We start from the raw sequence: 16,420 nt of genomic DNA, 5'->3' as shown, positions 1-16,420 counted from the left end.
GGGCATGACGATGCTCGCCTCCTATGCCTGCCATCCCGCCGCCAGCCGCGGCCGCCTCCATCCCGAGCCGGGCGGGGAGATGCGCGGGCCGCGCGACGTGTTTCAGCGCGATCGCGACCGCATCATCCATTCCATCGCCTTTCGCCGCCTGCGCCACAAGACGCAGGTGTTCGTGTCGCCCGATGGCGATCATTATCGCGTCCGCCTGACCCATAGCCTGGAAGTCGCGCAGATCGGCCGCACCACCGCGCGCACGCTGGGCCTCAATGAGGATCTGACCGAGGCGCTGTGCCTGGCCCATGACATCGGCCACCCGCCCTTCGGCCATGCCGGCGAGGATGCGCTGGAGCAGGCGCTCGACGCGCATGGCGGGTTCGATCACAATGCGCATACGCTGCGCACGCTGATGCTGCTGGAAAGCCCCTATCCCCGCTTCCGCGGGCTCAATCTCAGCTGGGAAATGCTGGAGGGCCTGGCCAAGCATAATGGTCCGATCAATCGACCCGGTTGGGCGATGCGCGAACTCGACGCGATGTTCCCGCTCGACCTTGCCAGCCATGCCTCGCTGGAGGCGCAGCTGGCCGCGATCTCCGACGATATCGCCTATGACAATCATGACATTGACGATGGCCTGCGCGCCGGGCTGCTGACGCTGGAGCAGCTGCTGGAAGTGCCCTTCGTGCGCGCCTGCTGGGATCGGGTGCGCGCCCGCTATCCCGATGTGGCGCAGGATCGGCTGCTGCGCGAACTGGTGCGCGAACAGATCGGCGTGATGGCCAATGACCTGATAGACGCCACGCGGCGGAATATCGCCGAATCAGGGGTGCAGACGGTCGCGGATGTCCGCGCGCTCGGCCGCACCCTGGTCTGTTTCTCGCCCGAACTGGCCGCGCAGGAGCGGGCGCTCAAGCGCTTCATGTATGCGACCCTCTATCATCATCCCGACCAGCTGGCGGCCGCCGACCGCGCGCGGGTGATCGTCACCGACCTGTTCCGCGCCTATCAGGATGATCCCGCCCTGATGCCGCCCGAATGGCGCGCCGAGTGCGCGCTGGAGGAGCCGACCCGCAGCCGCCACATCGCCGACTTCATCGCCGGCATGACCGACCGCTATGCCGAAAAGCGGCATCGGGAAATCTACGGAGCGCTTGCGCTGGCCGATTGACGCGCCCCGTCCTTTGTCGCAATGCGCATCTCGTCTCCGGCGGATTCGTTCGTCGGGCATGATGCGGGAGAGCATGGGAAGCCTTTGAGGCCGCCCCGTCGCCGAAGGAGCAACCGCCCCGGAATCTCTCAGGCCAATGGACCGCATCATGTGCAAGGCACTCTGGAAAGCGGACGGCTCGCCCGTCCCACCGAAGGGGTAAGCTGGTCGGCCGCAAGGCCGCTGGTCAAAGCTCTCAGGTTCCGTGACAGAGGGGGTGGCAGCGACCCGGCCCATCGGGCAGGATGACGCTGTCGCCACGCACTCATCATGGAGGCCGCTCATGTCCGGCACTGACGACGTCGCCCATCTCGAAGAAGATCTGCCGCTGCAGGATCTGCCGCTCGATGCCTGGCATCGTGCCAAGGGCGCGCGCATGGTCGGCTTCGCCGGCTATCACATGCCGATCCAGTATGAAGGCATCATGGCCGAACATGCCTGGGTGCGCGAACAGGCCGGTCTGTTCGACGTCAGCCATATGGGCCAGCTCAGCTTCTCGGGCGAGGGCGTGGACGCCGCGCTCGAACAATTGCTGCCCAGCGACATCAAGGGTTTGAAGCCCTTCCGTCAGCGCTATTCGATGCTGCTGGACGAAGAGGGCGGCATTCTCGACGACCTGATGGTCTCGCGCTTGGGCGACGGCGCGTTCGACGGCGCCGACATCTACATGGTCGTGAACGGTGCGACCAAATATGACGATATCGGCTGGATGATCGAGCATCTGCCCGATGAGGTCGTCATGAACCATATGGACGAGCAGGCGCTGCTGGCGCTTCAGGGTCCGCAGGCCGGCGATGCGCTCGCCAGCCTCATTCCCGAAACCGCCGACCTTCTCTTCATGCAGTCGGGCCTGTTCACCTGGCGCGGCGTGCCGCTGTGGATCAGCCGCTCGGGCTATACCGGCGAAGACGGCTTTGAAATCAGCGTTCCGGGCGAGGATGCCAAGCTGCTGGCCGACGCGCTTTGCGCGCTGCCGCAGGTCAAGCCCATCGGCCTTGGCGCGCGCGATTCGCTGCGGCTGGAGGCGGGGTTGCCGCTCTACGGCCATGACCTGACGCCAGCCGTCAGCACCATCGCGGCGGATCTCGGCTTTGCGATCCAGAAGCGGCGGCGCGAGGAAGGCGGCTTCATCGGCCATGCGCGCGTGATGAAGGAACTGGCGGACGGACCAGGCGCGCGCCGCGTCGGGCTGCGCATCGAAGGCCGCCTGCCTGCGCGCGAAGGCGCCAAGATCTACGCCGGTCCAGTCGAAGTGGGCGCGGTCACGTCTGGCGGCTTCGCCCCGACCGTCGGCGCGCCGATCGCCATGGGCTGGGTCAGCACGCCCCATTCCGCGATCGACACCGCGCTGGAAATAGAAGTGCGCGGCAAGCGTATAGCCGCTGCGGTCGCGCCGATGCCGTTCGTTCCGCACCGGTACCGCCGCAAGGCCTGATTTCATCATCTCCGCAGGGGAGTATCTGTATGAGCCGTTATTTTACCGACGAACATGAATGGATTGATGTCGAGGGCGAAATCGCCACCGTCGGCATCACCGACTATGCGCAGGAGCAACTGGGCGACATCGTGTTTGTCGAACTGCCCGCCGAAGGCGCCACGTTCGAAAAGGGCGATGACGCCGCCGTGGTCGAATCGGTCAAGGCCGCGTCCGACGTCTATGCGCCGATTTCGGGCGAAGTGGTCGAAACCAACAGCGCGCTGGAGGACGAGCCCGCGCTGGTCAACAGCGACGCCGAGGAAGATGGCTGGTTTTTCAAGCTGCGCCTGACCGATGCGACCGAACTGGAAGGCCTGATGAACGAAGCCGCCTACAAGAAGTTCGTGGCGAGTCTCTGATGCCTGAATAAGCCCCTCCCTTCCAGGGAGGGGGAAGGGGTGGGTGGCGAGCAAAGCGAGCCTTGCGACCTGGCCTCACGGCGTTGCCGGCGATTGCCGCGCAATCGCACCCACCCCCGGCCCCTCCCTGAAAGGGAGGGGAGTGGAGATATAGATGCGCTACCTACCCCTTACCGACGGCGACCGGCAGGCGATGCTCGCCACCATCGGCGCCGCTTCCATCGACGACCTGTTCGTCGACGTGCCCGCCGAAGCCCGGCTGGCCGGCACCATCCCGGGGCTTCCCGACCATGCCAGCGAACTGGCGGTCGAGCGGCACATGGCTGCGCTGGCGCGCCAGAATCTGTCGGCAGGGGAAGCGCCCTTCTTCCTGGGCGCGGGCGCCTACAAGCATCATGTTCCCGCCAGCGTCGATCATCTGATCCAGCGCGGCGAGTTCCTGACCGCCTATACGCCCTACCAGCCCGAAATCGCGCAGGGCACGCTGCAGGTGCTGTTCGAATTCCAGACGCAGGTCGCGCGGCTGCTGGGCTGCGACGTCGCCAACGCCTCCATGTATGACGGGTCGACCGCCTGCTGGGAAGCGATCGGCATGGCGCGGCGCATCACCAAGCGGGGCAAGGCGATCCTGTCGTCGGGCCTGCATCCCCATTATGTCTCGGTCGCGCAGACGATGGCGAAGTTCACGGGCGACGAGCTTGCTTATGCGACGCCGGAACTGGACAGCGAAAGCGACAACAGCACGCTGATCGCGGCGATCGACAAGGACACGAGCTGCGTTGTTGTCCAATATCCCGATATTCTCGGCCGAATTGAAGATCTTACCCCCCTGGCGGAGGCCGCGCATGCGGCCGGCGCGCTGCTGGTCGCGGTGGTGACCGAGCCCGTCGCGCTGGGTGCGATCAAAGCGCCGGGCGCCATGGGCGCGGACATCGTCGTGGGCGAAGGCCAGTCGCTCGGCGTCGGCCTCCAGTTCGGCGGGCCCTATCTCGGCCTGTTCGCGTGCAAGCAGAAATATGTGCGCCAGATGCCCGGGCGCCTGTGCGGCGAGACGGTGGATGCGGCGGGCAAGCGCGGCTTCGTGCTGACGCTCTCCACCCGCGAGCAGCATATCCGCCGTGAAAAGGCGACATCGAATATCTGCACCAACTCCGGCCTTTGCGCGCTGGCGTTCAGCATCCACATGACCTTGCTGGGCGAGAGGGGGCTGCGCCAGCTGGCCGGCCTCAACCACGCGCTGGCCTGCCAGGCAGCCGACCGGCTAGCCAAGGTGCCGGGCGTAACGCTGATGAACGACAGCTTCTTCAACGAATTCACGCTGATCCTGCCCACCGATGCGCGGGAAGCGGTGCGCAACCTGGCCGACCGGGGCATCCTTGCCGGCGTATCGCTCGGCCGCCTCTTCCCGACCGCGCCGGACCTCGCCAACGGCCTGGTCGTCGCGGTCACCGAAACAACGACGGCCGAGGATATTGAGGCCCTGGCCAAGGCTCTGGAGGAGGAACTGGCATGACCATGCTCAAGGAAGGCCGCCCCACCGCTCCCACGCCTGTCGAGGACGCCCATATGGCCCCCGCTACCGCCACTGGCAATCGCGCGCTGATGCTGGAAGAGAAGCTGATCTTCGAGATCGGATCGACCGACACCACTGGCGTGGATTTCGCCGCCGCGCCGCAGGTCGCCAGCCGCCTCGGTTCGCTGGCCCGCACCGACAGCATCGGCCTGCCCGGCCTGTCGGAGCAGGAGACGGTGCGGCATTATACCCGCCTCAGCCGCCAGAACTACGCCATCGACCTTGGCCTGTTCCCGCTCGGTTCCTGCACGATGAAGCATAATCCGCGTCTGAACGAGAAAGTCGCGCGGATGCCGGGCTTTGCCGACATCCATCCGCTGCAGCCGCAATCGACGGTGCAGGGCGCGCTGGGCGTCATCAACGAACTCGCCGTCTGGCTCATCACGCTGACCGGCATGCACGGCGTCGCGATGACGCCCAAGGCCGGCGCGCACGGCGAATTGTGCGGCCTGCTCTGCATCCGCGCAGCGCTGGAAGCGCGCGGCGACGCGCGGCAGGTGGTGCTGGTGCCCGAAAGCGCCCATGGCACCAACCCGGCCACCGCGGCCTTCTGCGGCTACAAGGTCGAGGATATTCCCGCCACCCCGGATGGCCGCGTCGACCTGGAAGCGCTCAAGGCGCGGCTCGGCCCCGATGTCGCAGCGGTGATGATCACCAATCCCAATACCTGCGGCCTGTTCGAACGCGACATGAAGGTGATTTCCGATGCGGCCCATGCCGCCGGCGCCTTCGTCTATTGCGACGGCGCGAACTTCAACGCCATTGTCGGCCGGGTCCGCCCCGGCGACCTGGGCGTCGATGCCATGCACATCAACCTGCACAAGACCTTCTCCACGCCCCATGGCGGCGGCGGTCCGGGCTCCGGCCCGGTGGTGCTGAGCGAAGCGCTCTCGCCCTTCGGCCCGCTGCCTTACACCGCGCGCATGGCCGATGGCACGATCCACCTGATCGAGGAGGATAATGTCGGCGAGGAGATGCCGCAGAGCTTCGGCCGCATGTCGGCGTTCCACGGTCAGATGGGCATGTTCACGCGCGCGCTGACCTATATTCTCTCCCATGGCGCGGATGGCCTGCGCCAAGTGGCGGAGGATGCGGTGCTGAACGCCAATTATGTGCTGCGCAGCCTGGAGGATGTGCTCGACGCGCCCTTCGGCGCCAGCGGCCCATGCATGCATGAGGCGCTGTTCAGCGACAAGGGGCTGGCCGAAGGCTTCACCACGCTCGACATTGCCAAGGGGCTGATCGACGAGGGCTTCCACCCGATGACCATGTATTTTCCGCTGGTCGTCCATGGCGCGATGCTGGTCGAACCGACCGAAACCGAAAGCAAGGCGGCGCTCGACCAGTTCATCCTGGCGCTGCGCAGCCTGGCGGAGCGGGCGAAGGCCGGAGACGAGGCGCTGAAGGGCGCGCCCTATCATGCGCCGCGCCGCCGCCTCGACGAGACGCTGGCTGCGCGCAAGCCGGTGCTGAGCTGGAGCGAACCGGACCTGGCGGACGCCGCCGAGTGACCCTCTGGGTTCCGGGCGAAGCGGGGGCGGCCGGCGAAAGACGCCACGCCCCCGCCACGCTGCGAAACCGTGACGCTATCGTAACGATCTTGCGAGATGCTCTGCCATCGTCCGGCCTGGTGCTGGAGGTGGCGAGCGGCAGCGGCGAACATGCTGTCCATTTCGCTGTCGCATTCCCGCATCTCGACTGGCAGCCGACCGATGCCGATCCCGCCGCGCTGGCGTCGATCGCGGCTTGGCGCGCGGAGGCGAGTCTCCCCAATCTCCGCCCGCCGCTCCAACTGGATGCGAGTGCGGACTGGCCGATCGCGCAGGCTGATGCGATCCTGTGCATCAACATGATTCACATCAGCCCATGGGAAGCCACGCTCGGCCTGCTGAAAGGGGCAGGGGCCGCGCTGGTACCGAGCGGCCTGCTCTATCTCTATGGCCCCTACACGCGCGACGACGTGGAAACCGCGCCCAGCAACCTGGCCTTCGACGCCTCGCTCAAGGCCCGCGACCCATGCTGGGGCCTGCGTGCGGTGGAGGATGTGGTCGTGGCGGCCGGGAAGGAAGGGCATGCGTTTGAGCAGCTGATCGAAATGCCCGCCAACAATCTGTCGTTGCTGTTCCGGCGGCGCACTTGAAAGAGCAATCTGCTCCTGTGAAAGCCGGAGCCGAGGGCGTCAGAGCGTTCCCCGCGATCCTGGGCTCCTGCTTTCGCAGGAGCACCTCTATATAGTAGTTCCATGCCCAACCAACTCCTCCCCCTCGTCACTGCCGAACTTGCCGCCCCGGCCGATCCGCGCGCGGCCGCCATGGCAGGTGCGCTTGCCGCGAAATATCCCGATGCCGCGCGCGCCGTGCTTTTCTACGGCTCCTGCCTGCGCGAGGCCAATCTCGACGGGCTGATGCTCGACTTCTACCTGATCGTCTCCGACTATCCGGCCGCCTATGGCAAGAGTTGGCTCGCGCGCGCCAATGCGCTGGTGCCGCCCAACGTCTTTCCATTCGAACATGGCGGGCTGATCGCCAAATATGCGGTGCTGTCGGAAGCGGACTTTGCCCGGCTGAACAGCCCGGCCGCTGACAATGTGTCGATCTGGGCGCGCTTTGCCCAGCCGTCGCGCCTGCTCTGGGCGTCCGACGATCTGGCCCGGCAGCGCGCCTACGCCGCCGTGGCGCAGGCTGCCCCGACGCTTCTGTCACTCGCCCGGCCGGTCGCCGGCGATGGCTCCGATGTGCTGGACGTGTGGCGCGCGGGCTTCACCTGCACCTATGGCGCCGAACTGCGCGCCGAGCGGACGGGACGATCGCTTTCGATCGTCGACGCTGATCCCGACCGCTATCGCCGGTTTGGCGAGGCCGCCCTGGCCGATGGCCTGCCGCCGTCACCCGTTGATGCCGCCGCTCTCTGGCGCCGGCTGCAACGGCGGGGCAAGCGGCTGTCGGTGCTGCGCCTCGCCAAGGCGAGCTTCACCTATGCCGGCGGGATCGACTATCTCGCCTGGAAGATCAATCGCCATGCCGGCACGCGGATCGTGATCAAGCCCTGGCAGCGGCGCTGGCCGCTGCTGGGCGCGGTCACTCTGCTGCCGCGGCTGTTGCGGGGTGGTGCGATCCGCTGAGCGTCGCGCCCAGCGCCTGGGCGAGCGCCGCCAGCGTATAGGGCTTGCGCAGCACCGGGTGGCCGCCGAAATCCGCCTGGTCGCTGGCATCGCCGGCATAGCCGGTGACGAACAGCACGGGCAGATGGCGGTAGGCCGCGGGCAGCGCCCGGACCATTTCCGGCCCGGTCATGTCGGGCATCAGCACGTCGCTCAGGATGAGGCCAATGTCGCCATTATGCGCCAGCAGCCGGGCCGCCTTGGCCGGATGGTCGCAGGCGATCGGCAGATGGCCCAGCTCACCCAGCGCCGCGATCGTCTGGTTGAGCACGCGCGGATCATCCTCCACCACCAGGATGCGCGTGGGCGGATGCTCCACCGGCGCGCGCGCCAGCGACAGGCTATCGGCCGCCTGCGCATCGCCCTGGGCGGCGCAGCGGGGCAGGTACAGCTGGACACTGCTGCCCCTGCCGGGTTCGGAATCGATGCGGATTTCGCCCTGGCTCTGGCGGACCAGGCCGAAAATCTGGCTGAGGCCCAGACCCGTGCCCTTGCCGACCGGCTTGGTGGTGAAGAAGGGTTCGAACACGCGCGCCAGGACATCGGGCGCCATGCCGCAGCCATCATCCGTCACCGTCAGCCGGACATAATCGCCCGGCGCGCATTCGCCGATCTCACCCTGCGCCAGCGTCGCGCGGCCGGTCGCCAGCGTCAGCCGTCCGCGCCCTTCCATGGCGTCGCGTGCATTGACGCACAGGTTCAGGATCGCATTTTCCATCTGATGCTGGTCGACGAAAATCTGCCAGCCTTGCGCGTCCCGCTCGAACGTGACGATGATCTGGTCGCCAATGGAGCGGTCGATCAGGTCGGCCATGCCCGACAGCAGCTGGTCCGGATCAATCGCGCTCGGCAGCAGGGGCTCGGACCGAGCGAAGGCGAGCAGCCGGCGAGTAAGGGCGGCCGCGCGATTGGCGCCCTCCATCGCATTGTCCAGATGGCGCGAGGCTTCCTCGGGCTTCAGCCGCAGCTTGCGCCGCGCCAGTTCCAGCCCGCCGACCACAACAGCCAGCATGTTGTTGAAGTCATGCGCGATGCCGCCGGTCAGCTGGCCGATCGCGTCCATCTTCTGCATCTGGCGCAGATTGTCCTCGGCGGCGGCGCGCTCGGCCGCTTCGCGCTTCAACTGGTCATAGGCGTCGGACAGTTCGGCGGTGCGGGCGCGCACGGCGGCGTCGAGCCGGTCGGCGCGTTCCGCCTCCAGCTCCGCCTGGCGCCGGGCGTTGCGCCGGTCATTCAGAGCGACATGGGCGAACCAGGCCGCGAACAAAACGCAGACCAGCAGCACCAGACCGAACAGGCGCCAGGTGCGCCCGATCCATTCGCTGCGGTCGCCGGCGCGCGACACCGCCAGGCTGCGTTCGCGCAGCCGCGCATTTTCCGCCTGTATGACGCGGTCGAGCAGCGCGGTGATGCGCTGGAGGTCCTGGCTCTTGCCGGCCTGATGGAATTTGGCGAGCGCGGCCATTTTCTGGTCGTAGGTGGTGCGCAGCCCGATCTCGCTCAGCGTCTTGCCGCGCTGTGCGAAGGCGCTTTGCAGCGCCTCGACATTGCCGCGCTGCCAGCCGGCGCCGCGCGTGGCATAATAGAGCGTCTTGAGCTGGCTGCTGGCGCCGCGCCACTGGTCCTGGAACAGGCGGCCGGTGTCCGGCTCCAGGCTGATCACATAGCGGGCCAGCGTCACTTCGGCGCGGGCGATGCGCGCTTCGAAGCCGCGGGCAAGCGCGATGATTTCGAAACTGCGCTGCTGTTCCGCCAGCGCGCGGGCATGATCGCGCGAGGCGTTGCTGGCGGTGTAGAGCAATGTGCCGAGCGAGCCGATCAGCAGGACGACGAGCAGCCAGGGCACGGCCCGGCGCAGCGCGGCGGCCCACCGGCTGCCGCGCCCCTGCGTCTGCTGGTCCTGAAGATCGCTGTCCGCCATTGACGCTGACCTTAGCCCAACAAGGTTAAGGGCGAAATATCGCAGGCGAAAAGTTCCCGCGTCGCCTTGCGATCTATCGCAAGTGCAGGGCAGTCTGCCCCGCCGCCTGCAAAGAAGCTTCAGCCGATCGCGCCGGTCGCGCGCCCTGCCGCTTCGAACATGCCGATGATCTGCTCGACCTGCTCGTCGCTATGATCGGCGCACAGCGAACAGCGCAGCAGGAAGGTGCCGGCGGGCGTGGCTGGCGGGCGCGCCATGTTGACGTAGAGACCCAGTTCCAGCAGCGCCTGCCACATGGCGACGGCCTGGGTCTGGTCGGTCAGGATAACGGCGATGATCGCCGATTGCGGCGTCTGCGTGCCGAGTGTGAAGCCGAGGTTGGTCAGTCCCTGGTGCAGGCGCTGGCTGTTCTTCCACAGATGCGCGCGCTTCTCACCGGCATGCATCAGCTTGCGGATGCTGGTGGCGGCCGTGGCGACGACGCTGGGCGGCAGCGAAGCGGTGAAGACATAGGGGCGGCAGACCAGCCGCAGCACCTCGAACTTGGGGTGGTTGGACACGCAGAAGCCGCCGACCGTGCCGACCGACTTGGAGAAGGTGCCGACGACGAAGTCGACATCCGCCTCCACGCCCTGCTCCTCATAGACGCCGCGGCCATGGGCCCCGAAAAAGCCCATGCCATGGGCTTCGTCGACCAGGATCATGCAATTGGGATGTTTGCGGATGGCCGCGACCATCTCGGGCAGCGGCGCCACGTCGCCGAGCATCGAATAGACGCCCTCCAGCACGACGAGCTTGAGCGCGTCGGCGGGCAGGCGGCCGAGGCGCTTGTCCAGATCCTCGACGCTGTTGTGGCGGAAGCGGACGATGTCTGCATCGCCGAGGAAACAGCCGTCATAGATGGACGCATGGCTGTCGGCGTCCAGCACGACATAGTCGCCCTTGCCAGCCAGGGTCGAGATGATGCCGAGATTGGCCTGATAGCCCGTCGAAAAGACCATGGCGCCGCTGGTGCCATAGAAGTCCTTGAGCGCTTCCTCGACTTCCTTGTGCCCTTGATAGGTGCCGTTGAGCACCCGGCTGCCGGTGGTGCCGGCGCCGAAATCGTCCAGCGCCTTCTTGCCCGCGGCGACCACATCGGGGTCGAACGTCATGCCCATATAGTTATAGGTGCCGAGCAGGATCGTGTCCTTGCCCTTGATGACCGCCTGGGTCGGCGACTTCACCTCGTCCATCACGATCGCGAAGGGATCGCGCACGCCGGTCGCCAGCAGCGCCTCGCGCTCGGCGATCAGGGCGTCGAACTTGGAGAAGAGGTCGCGCGCGGCGGGCGTTTCCGCCGGGGTGTGCGCGTCGTTCGCGGTTGCGGCTGCGTCGGTCATTTCCATATCTTCCGTTCGGTTCGAGCAGCATCGAGCGACGTCGAGATGCGGCAGTCGAGAACATTCTTCCCGTCCTCTCGACTTCGGTTCTCGACAGGCTCGAACCTCCGCTCGAAACGAACGGGTTTGGTCGGGGTCAGGCGGCCTTGAGCTTCGCCACCGCGTCGACCAGCTGGCCCACGGTTTCGATCTCGGCCTGCATGTTCATGGTGATGATGATGTCGAACTCATCCTCGATCGCGGCGACGAAATCCATCACGGTAAGGCTGTCCCACTCCAGGTCGCCCGCGAAGCTGGTGCTTTCGGTCAGCGCGATGCCCTTCTTGTTGAAAGGGGCGATCTGCGCGGCGACGCTGTCGAAGATTGCGGTGCGATCCGTCATTATCGTGAAAATCTTTCCGTCAAAGCGCGGCTTGTGCCGCCTCTGCCCGCCCCTTGGCAAGCGAATAAGGCGTCAATCGGGCAGCATCGCGCCCGAATGTGCAAGCGAAAATCGGCGGCTTAGCGGAAATTGTCGGCGTAGGCCTGAATTTTCAGCGTCTTGGGCGGAGTGGGGATCAGCGTGTAGGCGATGCCATATTTGTCGGCATAGGCAATCGCGGCGTCCTGTGTGGGGAAGGTCAGCTTCACCTGGCTCTGCGTATCGCCCGAACCGGCCCAGCCGGTCAGCGGATCGGGCGTCTTGGCTTCGGCCTGCGCAAATTCCAGCACCCATTTGTGAGTCAGCGCCTTGCCCGACTGCATGGCGTTTTTCTGGATCTGATAGATGCGCGCGCTCATCGCGTAGGGACTCCGTTCAAGATCATGGTGCGTTGCACCAGCCGCGGCGTTCAAGTCAAGACTTGGCGCGGGCGTCGGCCTTTTTGGTGCGCAGCGTCGCGTTGGCGGCGGCAGGATCGTCGGGCCAGGGATGGCGCGGATAGCGACCGCGCATTTCCTTGGCAACATCGCGCCAGTTGCCGGCCCAGAAGCCCGGCAGGTCGCGCGTCGTCTGGATCGGACGACCTGCCGGCGACGTGAGCGAGAGGACGAGCGGAATGCGCGCGCTGCCCACGGTCGGATGATCGGCGAGGCCGAAGAGCGCCTGCACGCGCAGTTCGACCCGCGGGCCGCCCTCGGCCGCATAATCGATGGCATGGGCGGAGCCGGCGGGCGAGCGGAAGTCGGGCGGCGCCAGCCGGTCGAGCTGCTGCTTGGCGTCCCAGCCGATCAGCCCTTCCAGCACGCCGGACAATTGCGAGCGATCCATGTCCGACAGGCGGCGCTTGCCCTGAAGCAGCGGCGGCAGCCAGTTGTCGAGCGTCTCGATCAGCATGGGGTCGGACAGGGCGTCGATGCCGGCGAAGGCGGCCCGCATGCGCAGGGACCGGGCGGCATCCGACCAGGGAAGAAGGGACAGGCCGCCCTGGCGCACGCCATCGGTCAGCGCAGCGACCACGGCCTCGGGATCGGGCCGGTCGTCCGATCCTGAGGAGAGCCGCACCGCGCCCAGCCGTCGCTCGCGCAGCGCTTCGACGCCGCCATTAGCGGCCCGGAAGCGGACGCTGCGATGCTCCGCGACGCGGTGGCCGAACAGGGCCAGGATGTCGGCCTCACTCAAGGGCGCGGCGGACAGGATGCGCGCGCCCGCCGCGCTGCCCTGCACCTCGCCCACCGCCAACCACTCCTCACGGGCGAGGGGAGAGACGGGATCGAGCCGGAAGCCCCGTCCGCCGACGCTGGCCCAGTCCGCGCCGTCGGCGGAGCGGCGCTTGGCCACCCGATCGGGAAAGGCGAGGGCGAGGCAGAGGCCGACGCTATTTTCCCCCCTCCCTTCCGGGGAGGGGCCGGGGGTGGGGGGCGAGTGAAGCGAGCCTCCTGCGGAGGCACCCACGCCAACCCCTCCCTTGAAAGGGGGGGGCTTTATGAGAGACGCCCACCTTTTCGCCAGCCCTCTTGCCGCCTCCGCGCGCTTCCCGCTTTCGCGCCGCCAGCGCTGCCGGCGCAGCGTCAGGTCGATGTCCTGTCCGCCGATGCCGCGCTCGCCCAGCAGCACCGCGACATCGGCGGCGACATCGCCAAGCCCCCTTTCGCCGGCGCGCACCAGCATATGGGCGAGGCGCGGGCTGAGAGGCAGTTTCGCCAGCGCCTTGCCATGGGCGGTGATGCGGCCATCCTCATCCAGCGCGTCGAGCAATGTCAGGCGCTTGCGCGCTTCCGTCACCGCAGGCGCGGGCGGCGGGTCGAGCCAGCGCAATGCCGTGGGATCGCTGACGCCCCAGAGCGCGCAATCCAGCAGCAGGCTGGACAGATCGCTTTCCAATATCTCCGGCGGGTCGAAGGGCGGCATGCCCGCGGTCGCCGCGGCTTCCCAGAGGCGATAGGCGACGCCCGGCCGTTGCCGCGCGGCGCGGCCGGCGCGCTGTGTCGCTGACGCCTGGCTGGCGCGCTCCGTGACGAGACGCGTGACTCCGGCTGCGCGATCATAGCGCGGTCGCCGCGCTAGGCCCGAATCCACGACGATGCGGACGCCGTCGATGGTGAGGCTGGTTTCGGCGATCGACGTGGCGAGGATCACCTTGCGCCGTCCTTCGCGCGACGGGCGGATCGCCGCGCGCTGCGCCGCCGGGTCGAGTGAGCCATGGAGCCTGTGGATCTCCGCCGCTGCACCCTCGATCCGCTCGGCGGTGCGTTCGATCTCCGCGACGCCGGGCAGAAAGGCGAGCAGGTCGCCCTCGGCCTCTTCGCCGAGCGCCCGGCGGATGGCCGCCGCCATCTCATCCTCGATCCGCTTTTCCGAGGCGCGGCCGATATGGCGCAGGTCCAGCGGCTGGATACGCCCTTCGCTTTCGATCACCGGCGCGCCGCCGAGCAGATCGGCAAAGCGTGCGCCGTCCAGTGTCGCCGACATTGGCAGGATGCGCAGGTCGGGCCGCAAAGCGCCTTGGGCGTCGAGCGCCAGCGCCAGGCCGAAATCACTGTCGAGGCTGCGTTCATGGACTTCGTCGAACAGCACCGCCGACACGCCGGCAAGTTCCGGATCGTCCTGGATGCGGCGCACGAAAATGCCCTCCGTCAGGACCAGCAGCCGCGTGCGGGCCGACATCTTGCTGTCCATCCGCGTGGCATAGCCGACCAGGCCGCCGGGCTGCTCACCCAACAATTCGGCAATCCGCTCGGCCGCCGCGCGCGCGGCCAGGCGACGAGGGGACAGCAGCAGCACCTGCCCGGTGCACCAGGGTTCGCCCAGCAGCGCTGGCGCCACCGCCGTGGTCTTGCCCGCCCCCGGCGGCGCGACCAGCACCGCATTGCTGCCGCTGCGCAGGGCGGCGAGCAGATCGGGCAGCACGGCATGGATGGGAAGCGCGGTCATCGCGCTTCCTCTCGCGCCAATCGTCGCTGTGCGCAAGCGGCCGGCTTATCCGAAGAGATAGAGGTGGATGGGATTTTTCGGATCGAGCAGCATCTTGGCGGTGAGCGCCAGCGACATGACGACCAGCAGCGGCTTGATGAGCCGTGACCCGAACCGCATGGCGAGGTGCGAGCCGATCTGCCCGCCCACCAGGCTGCCGAGCGCCATGGCGAGGCCCGCGACCCAGATCACATGCCCGCCCGCGAGCATGGTCAGAAGCCCCGCAATATTGCTCGCGAAATTGGCGGCCTTGGTCTGCGCCGTCGCGCGGAGGATCGACAGCCCGCCCAGCGCCAGGAAGATGGTGGTGTAGAAGGCGCCGGCGCCGGGTCCGAAGAAGCCGTCGTAGAAGCCGATCATGCCGATCAGCCCCGACAGGCCGGCAATGCCGACGCGGGCATGGCGATCCGTCTCGCCCAGCTTGGGCGAGAAGGTGAAATAAGCGGCCATGGCGATCAGCAGCGCGGGCATGAGGCCGGCCAGGATCGATGGATCGACTCGTTGCAGCAGCCAGGCGCCGCCCACCGACCCGATGAAGGCGGCGATCACCGGCCCCTTATAGGTTTTCAGGTCCATATGGCCGCGCCGGGCATAGGCGACGCAGGCGCCGAAGGTGCCAAAGCAGCTTTGCAGCTTGTTGGTGGCGACCGCCTGCACCGGTGGAATGCCCGCCGCCATCAGCGCCGGCAAGGTGATGAGGCCGCCGCCGCCCGCCATCGCGTCGATGCATCCCGCCATCAGCGCCGCGGCGACAAGGAAGGCAAGCATGTCGGGGGAAAGGATCATGGCGGGTCCGGTTCAGCAAAATGCCCGTTCGCCCTTGCGCCCTGCCGAGGGACTTTGTCGCGAGCGGAAAAGGGACCGGCTTCGGCAGGGCAGGCCGGGGCCCGAGCGGACGGACAGGGAACGGAGTGTCCGTCCCCCTCAATAGGCGCGCGCTATAGCGAATTCGACCGCTTCGGTAAGGGCCGCTTTGGCCTTGCCGGCATCGAACATGCCCAGCGCGTCGATGGCGCGCTGCCCATAATGGCGCGCGCGGGCGAGCGTGTCGGCAATGGCGCCGGTCTGGCGCAGCAGGCCCGTGGCATGGGCCAGATCCGCGTCGCTGACGCGATGGCCGGCGATCGCCGCCTTCCAGAAGGCCCGATCCTCGTCGCTGCCCCGCGCATAAGCGAGGATGACGGGCAGCGTCACCTTGCCATCGCGGAAATCGTCGCCCGCATCCTTGCCCATCGTCGCTTCGTCCGATTCATAATCGATCGCGTCGTCGATCAGCTGGAAGGCGATTCCCAGGTTGCGGCCATAGACGTCGAGCGCCTGCTCCTCCTTTTCGTCCCGGTCCGCGACCACGGCGGAAATGCGGCAGGCGGCGGCGAACAGGGCGGCGGTCTTGGCGCCGATGATGTCGAGATATTGTTCTTCGCTCGTGTCGATCTTGCGCTGCGCGGTCAGCTGATTGACCTCGCCTTCGGCGATCACGGCCGATGCGCCGGACAGGATCTTGAGCACCTTGAGCGATTCCGCCTCGACCATCAGTTCGAAGGAGCGGGAGAAGAGGAAGTCGCCGACCAGAACGCTGGCGCTGTTGCCCCAGATGATGTTGGCGGTCTTGCGGCCGCGGCGCATCCCCGATCCGTCGACCACATCGTCGTGCAGCAGCGTCGCGGTGTGGATGAACTCGACCGCGGCGGCAAGCTTGTAGTGACGCGCGCCGGCATAGCCGACCAGGTCCGCGCAGGCGAGGGTGAGCATCGGCCGCAGCCGCTTGCCGCCGCCGGCGATCAGGTGCCCCGCCAGCTCCGGGATCAGCGGAATGCGCGACTGCATCCGGTCCAGGATCACGCTGTTGACCTGGTTCATGCCATCGGCGACCAGATTCATGATGGGGTCAAGCGACGGCGCGGCGGTCGCGCGGCCGATCGGGTGGACGTTACCGGGGGCGGGTGCTGTCAT

Annotated in this window: 14 protein-coding genes and 1 riboswitch; of the genes, 7 read left to right on the top strand and 7 right to left on the bottom strand. The window is 67.2% G+C overall.

The genetic code is table 11. The features are described 5' to 3' along the window. The first annotated feature begins 4 nt into the window (after window positions 1–4). The 7 genes from ACGGKE_RS07980 to ACGGKE_RS07950 all read left to right on the top strand — a co-directional run bounded on the left by ACGGKE_RS07980 (window position 5) and on the right by ACGGKE_RS07950 (window position 7,734). Complete coding sequence (locus ACGGKE_RS07980; protein WP_394436798.1) at window positions 5–1,165, top strand: deoxyguanosinetriphosphate triphosphohydrolase; 1,161 nt, start codon at window positions 5–7, stop codon at window positions 1,163–1,165. Window positions 1,166–1,219: 54 nt separating this feature from the next. After that, window positions 1,220–1,319: riboswitch (glycine riboswitch) on the top strand. A gap of 168 nt (window positions 1,320–1,487) precedes the next feature. Continuing rightward, window positions 1,488–2,639 carry a glycine cleavage system aminomethyltransferase GcvT gene (gcvT, locus tag ACGGKE_RS07975; RefSeq protein ID WP_394436796.1) on the top strand — a complete coding sequence of 384 codons (1,152 nt, stop codon included), beginning with the start codon at window positions 1,488–1,490 and terminating at the stop codon, window positions 2,637–2,639. Between the two features lie 29 nt (window positions 2,640–2,668). Beyond that, complete coding sequence (gene gcvH / locus ACGGKE_RS07970) at window positions 2,669–3,040, top strand: glycine cleavage system protein GcvH (RefSeq protein WP_394436794.1); 372 nt, start codon at window positions 2,669–2,671, stop codon at window positions 3,038–3,040. A 154-nt stretch (window positions 3,041–3,194) separates the two neighbouring features. Further along, window positions 3,195–4,553 carry an aminomethyl-transferring glycine dehydrogenase subunit GcvPA gene (gcvPA, locus tag ACGGKE_RS07965; RefSeq protein WP_394436792.1) on the top strand — a complete coding sequence of 453 codons (1,359 nt, stop codon included), beginning with the start codon at window positions 3,195–3,197 and terminating at the stop codon, window positions 4,551–4,553. Then, complete coding sequence (gcvPB, locus tag ACGGKE_RS07960) at window positions 4,550–6,124, top strand: aminomethyl-transferring glycine dehydrogenase subunit GcvPB (RefSeq protein WP_394436790.1); 1,575 nt, start codon at window positions 4,550–4,552, stop codon at window positions 6,122–6,124. Before gcvPA ends, gcvPB begins: the two co-directional genes overlap by 4 nt. Next, complete coding sequence (locus ACGGKE_RS07955; protein ID WP_394436788.1) at window positions 6,121–6,753, top strand: DUF938 domain-containing protein; 633 nt, start codon at window positions 6,121–6,123, stop codon at window positions 6,751–6,753. The genes gcvPB and ACGGKE_RS07955 overlap by 4 nt, the downstream gene beginning before the upstream one ends. 102 nt (window positions 6,754–6,855) lie before the next feature. Beyond that, complete coding sequence (locus ACGGKE_RS07950) at window positions 6,856–7,734, top strand: hypothetical protein (RefSeq protein WP_394436786.1); 879 nt, start codon at window positions 6,856–6,858, stop codon at window positions 7,732–7,734. On the opposite strand, the gene ACGGKE_RS07945 is transcribed toward ACGGKE_RS07950, so the two are convergent. The 7 genes from ACGGKE_RS07945 to ACGGKE_RS07915 all read right to left on the bottom strand — a co-directional run bounded on the left by ACGGKE_RS07945 (window position 7,691) and on the right by ACGGKE_RS07915 (window position 16,420). Further along, window positions 7,691–9,694: an ATP-binding protein gene (locus tag ACGGKE_RS07945; RefSeq protein WP_394436784.1), complete on the bottom strand. Its 2,004-nt coding sequence runs from the start codon at window positions 9,692–9,694 to the stop codon at window positions 7,691–7,693. The two genes, ACGGKE_RS07950 and ACGGKE_RS07945, sit on opposite strands and share 44 nt — an antisense overlap. Window positions 9,695–9,813: 119 nt before the next feature. Then, window positions 9,814–11,076 (bottom strand): serine palmitoyltransferase, encoded by a 1,263-nt coding sequence (gene spt / locus ACGGKE_RS07940; RefSeq protein ID WP_394436782.1) that lies wholly within the window; start codon window positions 11,074–11,076, stop codon window positions 9,814–9,816. Window positions 11,077–11,212: 136 nt separating this feature from the next. Further along, entirely contained in the window at window positions 11,213–11,458 is a 246-nt protein-coding gene (locus ACGGKE_RS07935; RefSeq protein WP_228165579.1) for an acyl carrier protein, read from the bottom strand. A 119-nt stretch (window positions 11,459–11,577) separates the two neighbouring features. Continuing rightward, window positions 11,578–11,856: an ETC complex I subunit gene (locus ACGGKE_RS07930; protein ID WP_394436779.1), complete on the bottom strand. Its 279-nt coding sequence runs from the start codon at window positions 11,854–11,856 to the stop codon at window positions 11,578–11,580. A 55-nt stretch (window positions 11,857–11,911) separates the two neighbouring features. Then, window positions 11,912–14,428, bottom strand: a complete 2,517-nt coding sequence (gene hrpB, locus ACGGKE_RS07925; RefSeq protein ID WP_394436777.1) for an ATP-dependent helicase HrpB — start codon at window positions 14,426–14,428, stop codon at window positions 11,912–11,914. Window positions 14,429–14,473: 45 nt separating this feature from the next. Beyond that, a complete protein-coding gene (locus ACGGKE_RS07920) occupies window positions 14,474–15,253 on the bottom strand; it encodes a TSUP family transporter (protein ID WP_394436775.1) in 780 nt (259 codons plus the stop codon). Between the two features lie 138 nt (window positions 15,254–15,391). Then, window positions 15,392–16,420, bottom strand: coding sequence for a polyprenyl synthetase family protein (locus ACGGKE_RS07915; RefSeq protein ID WP_228165583.1), 1,029 nt, complete (start codon window positions 16,418–16,420; stop codon window positions 15,392–15,394).

Origin of the sequence: Sphingobium naphthae, from assembly GCF_043589935.1 — a bacterium.
In the GTDB taxonomy this organism is placed as follows: Bacteria; Pseudomonadota; Alphaproteobacteria; order Sphingomonadales; family Sphingomonadaceae; genus Sphingobium; species Sphingobium naphthae_A.
The sequence above is the reverse complement of the archived record's forward strand: the minus strand, read 5'-3'. Positions and strand labels throughout refer to the sequence as shown.

Bases quoted from the DNA above. Each gene is read 5' to 3' on its own strand.
- ACGGKE_RS07935 (WP_228165579.1), bottom strand. From the start codon at position 11,458: ATGACGGATCGCACCGCAATCTTCGACAGCGTCGCCGCGCAGATCGCC.
- hrpB (WP_394436777.1), bottom strand. From the start codon at position 14,428: ATGACCGCGCTTCCCATCCATGCCGTGCTGCCCGATCTGCTCGCCGCC.
- ACGGKE_RS07980 (WP_394436798.1), top strand. From the start codon at position 5: ATGACGATGCTCGCCTCCTATGCCTGCCATCCCGCCGCCAGCCGCGGC.
- gcvH (WP_394436794.1), top strand. From the start codon at position 2,669: ATGAGCCGTTATTTTACCGACGAACATGAATGGATTGATGTCGAGGGC.
- ACGGKE_RS07915 (WP_228165583.1), bottom strand. From the start codon at position 16,420: ATGACAGCACCCGCCCCCGGTAACGTCCACCCGATCGGCCGCGCGACC.
- ACGGKE_RS07930 (WP_394436779.1), bottom strand. From the start codon at position 11,856: ATGAGCGCGCGCATCTATCAGATCCAGAAAAACGCCATGCAGTCGGGC.
- ACGGKE_RS07945 (WP_394436784.1), bottom strand. From the start codon at position 9,694: ATGGCGGACAGCGATCTTCAGGACCAGCAGACGCAGGGGCGCGGCAGC.
- ACGGKE_RS07920 (WP_394436775.1), bottom strand. From the start codon at position 15,253: ATGATCCTTTCCCCCGACATGCTTGCCTTCCTTGTCGCCGCGGCGCTG.
- spt (WP_394436782.1), bottom strand. From the start codon at position 11,076: ATGACCGACGCAGCCGCAACCGCGAACGACGCGCACACCCCGGCGGAA.
- gcvPA (WP_394436792.1), top strand. From the start codon at position 3,195: ATGCGCTACCTACCCCTTACCGACGGCGACCGGCAGGCGATGCTCGCC.
- gcvPB (WP_394436790.1), top strand. From the start codon at position 4,550: ATGACCATGCTCAAGGAAGGCCGCCCCACCGCTCCCACGCCTGTCGAG.
- gcvT (WP_394436796.1), top strand. From the start codon at position 1,488: ATGTCCGGCACTGACGACGTCGCCCATCTCGAAGAAGATCTGCCGCTG.
- ACGGKE_RS07950 (WP_394436786.1), top strand. From the start codon at position 6,856: ATGCCCAACCAACTCCTCCCCCTCGTCACTGCCGAACTTGCCGCCCCG.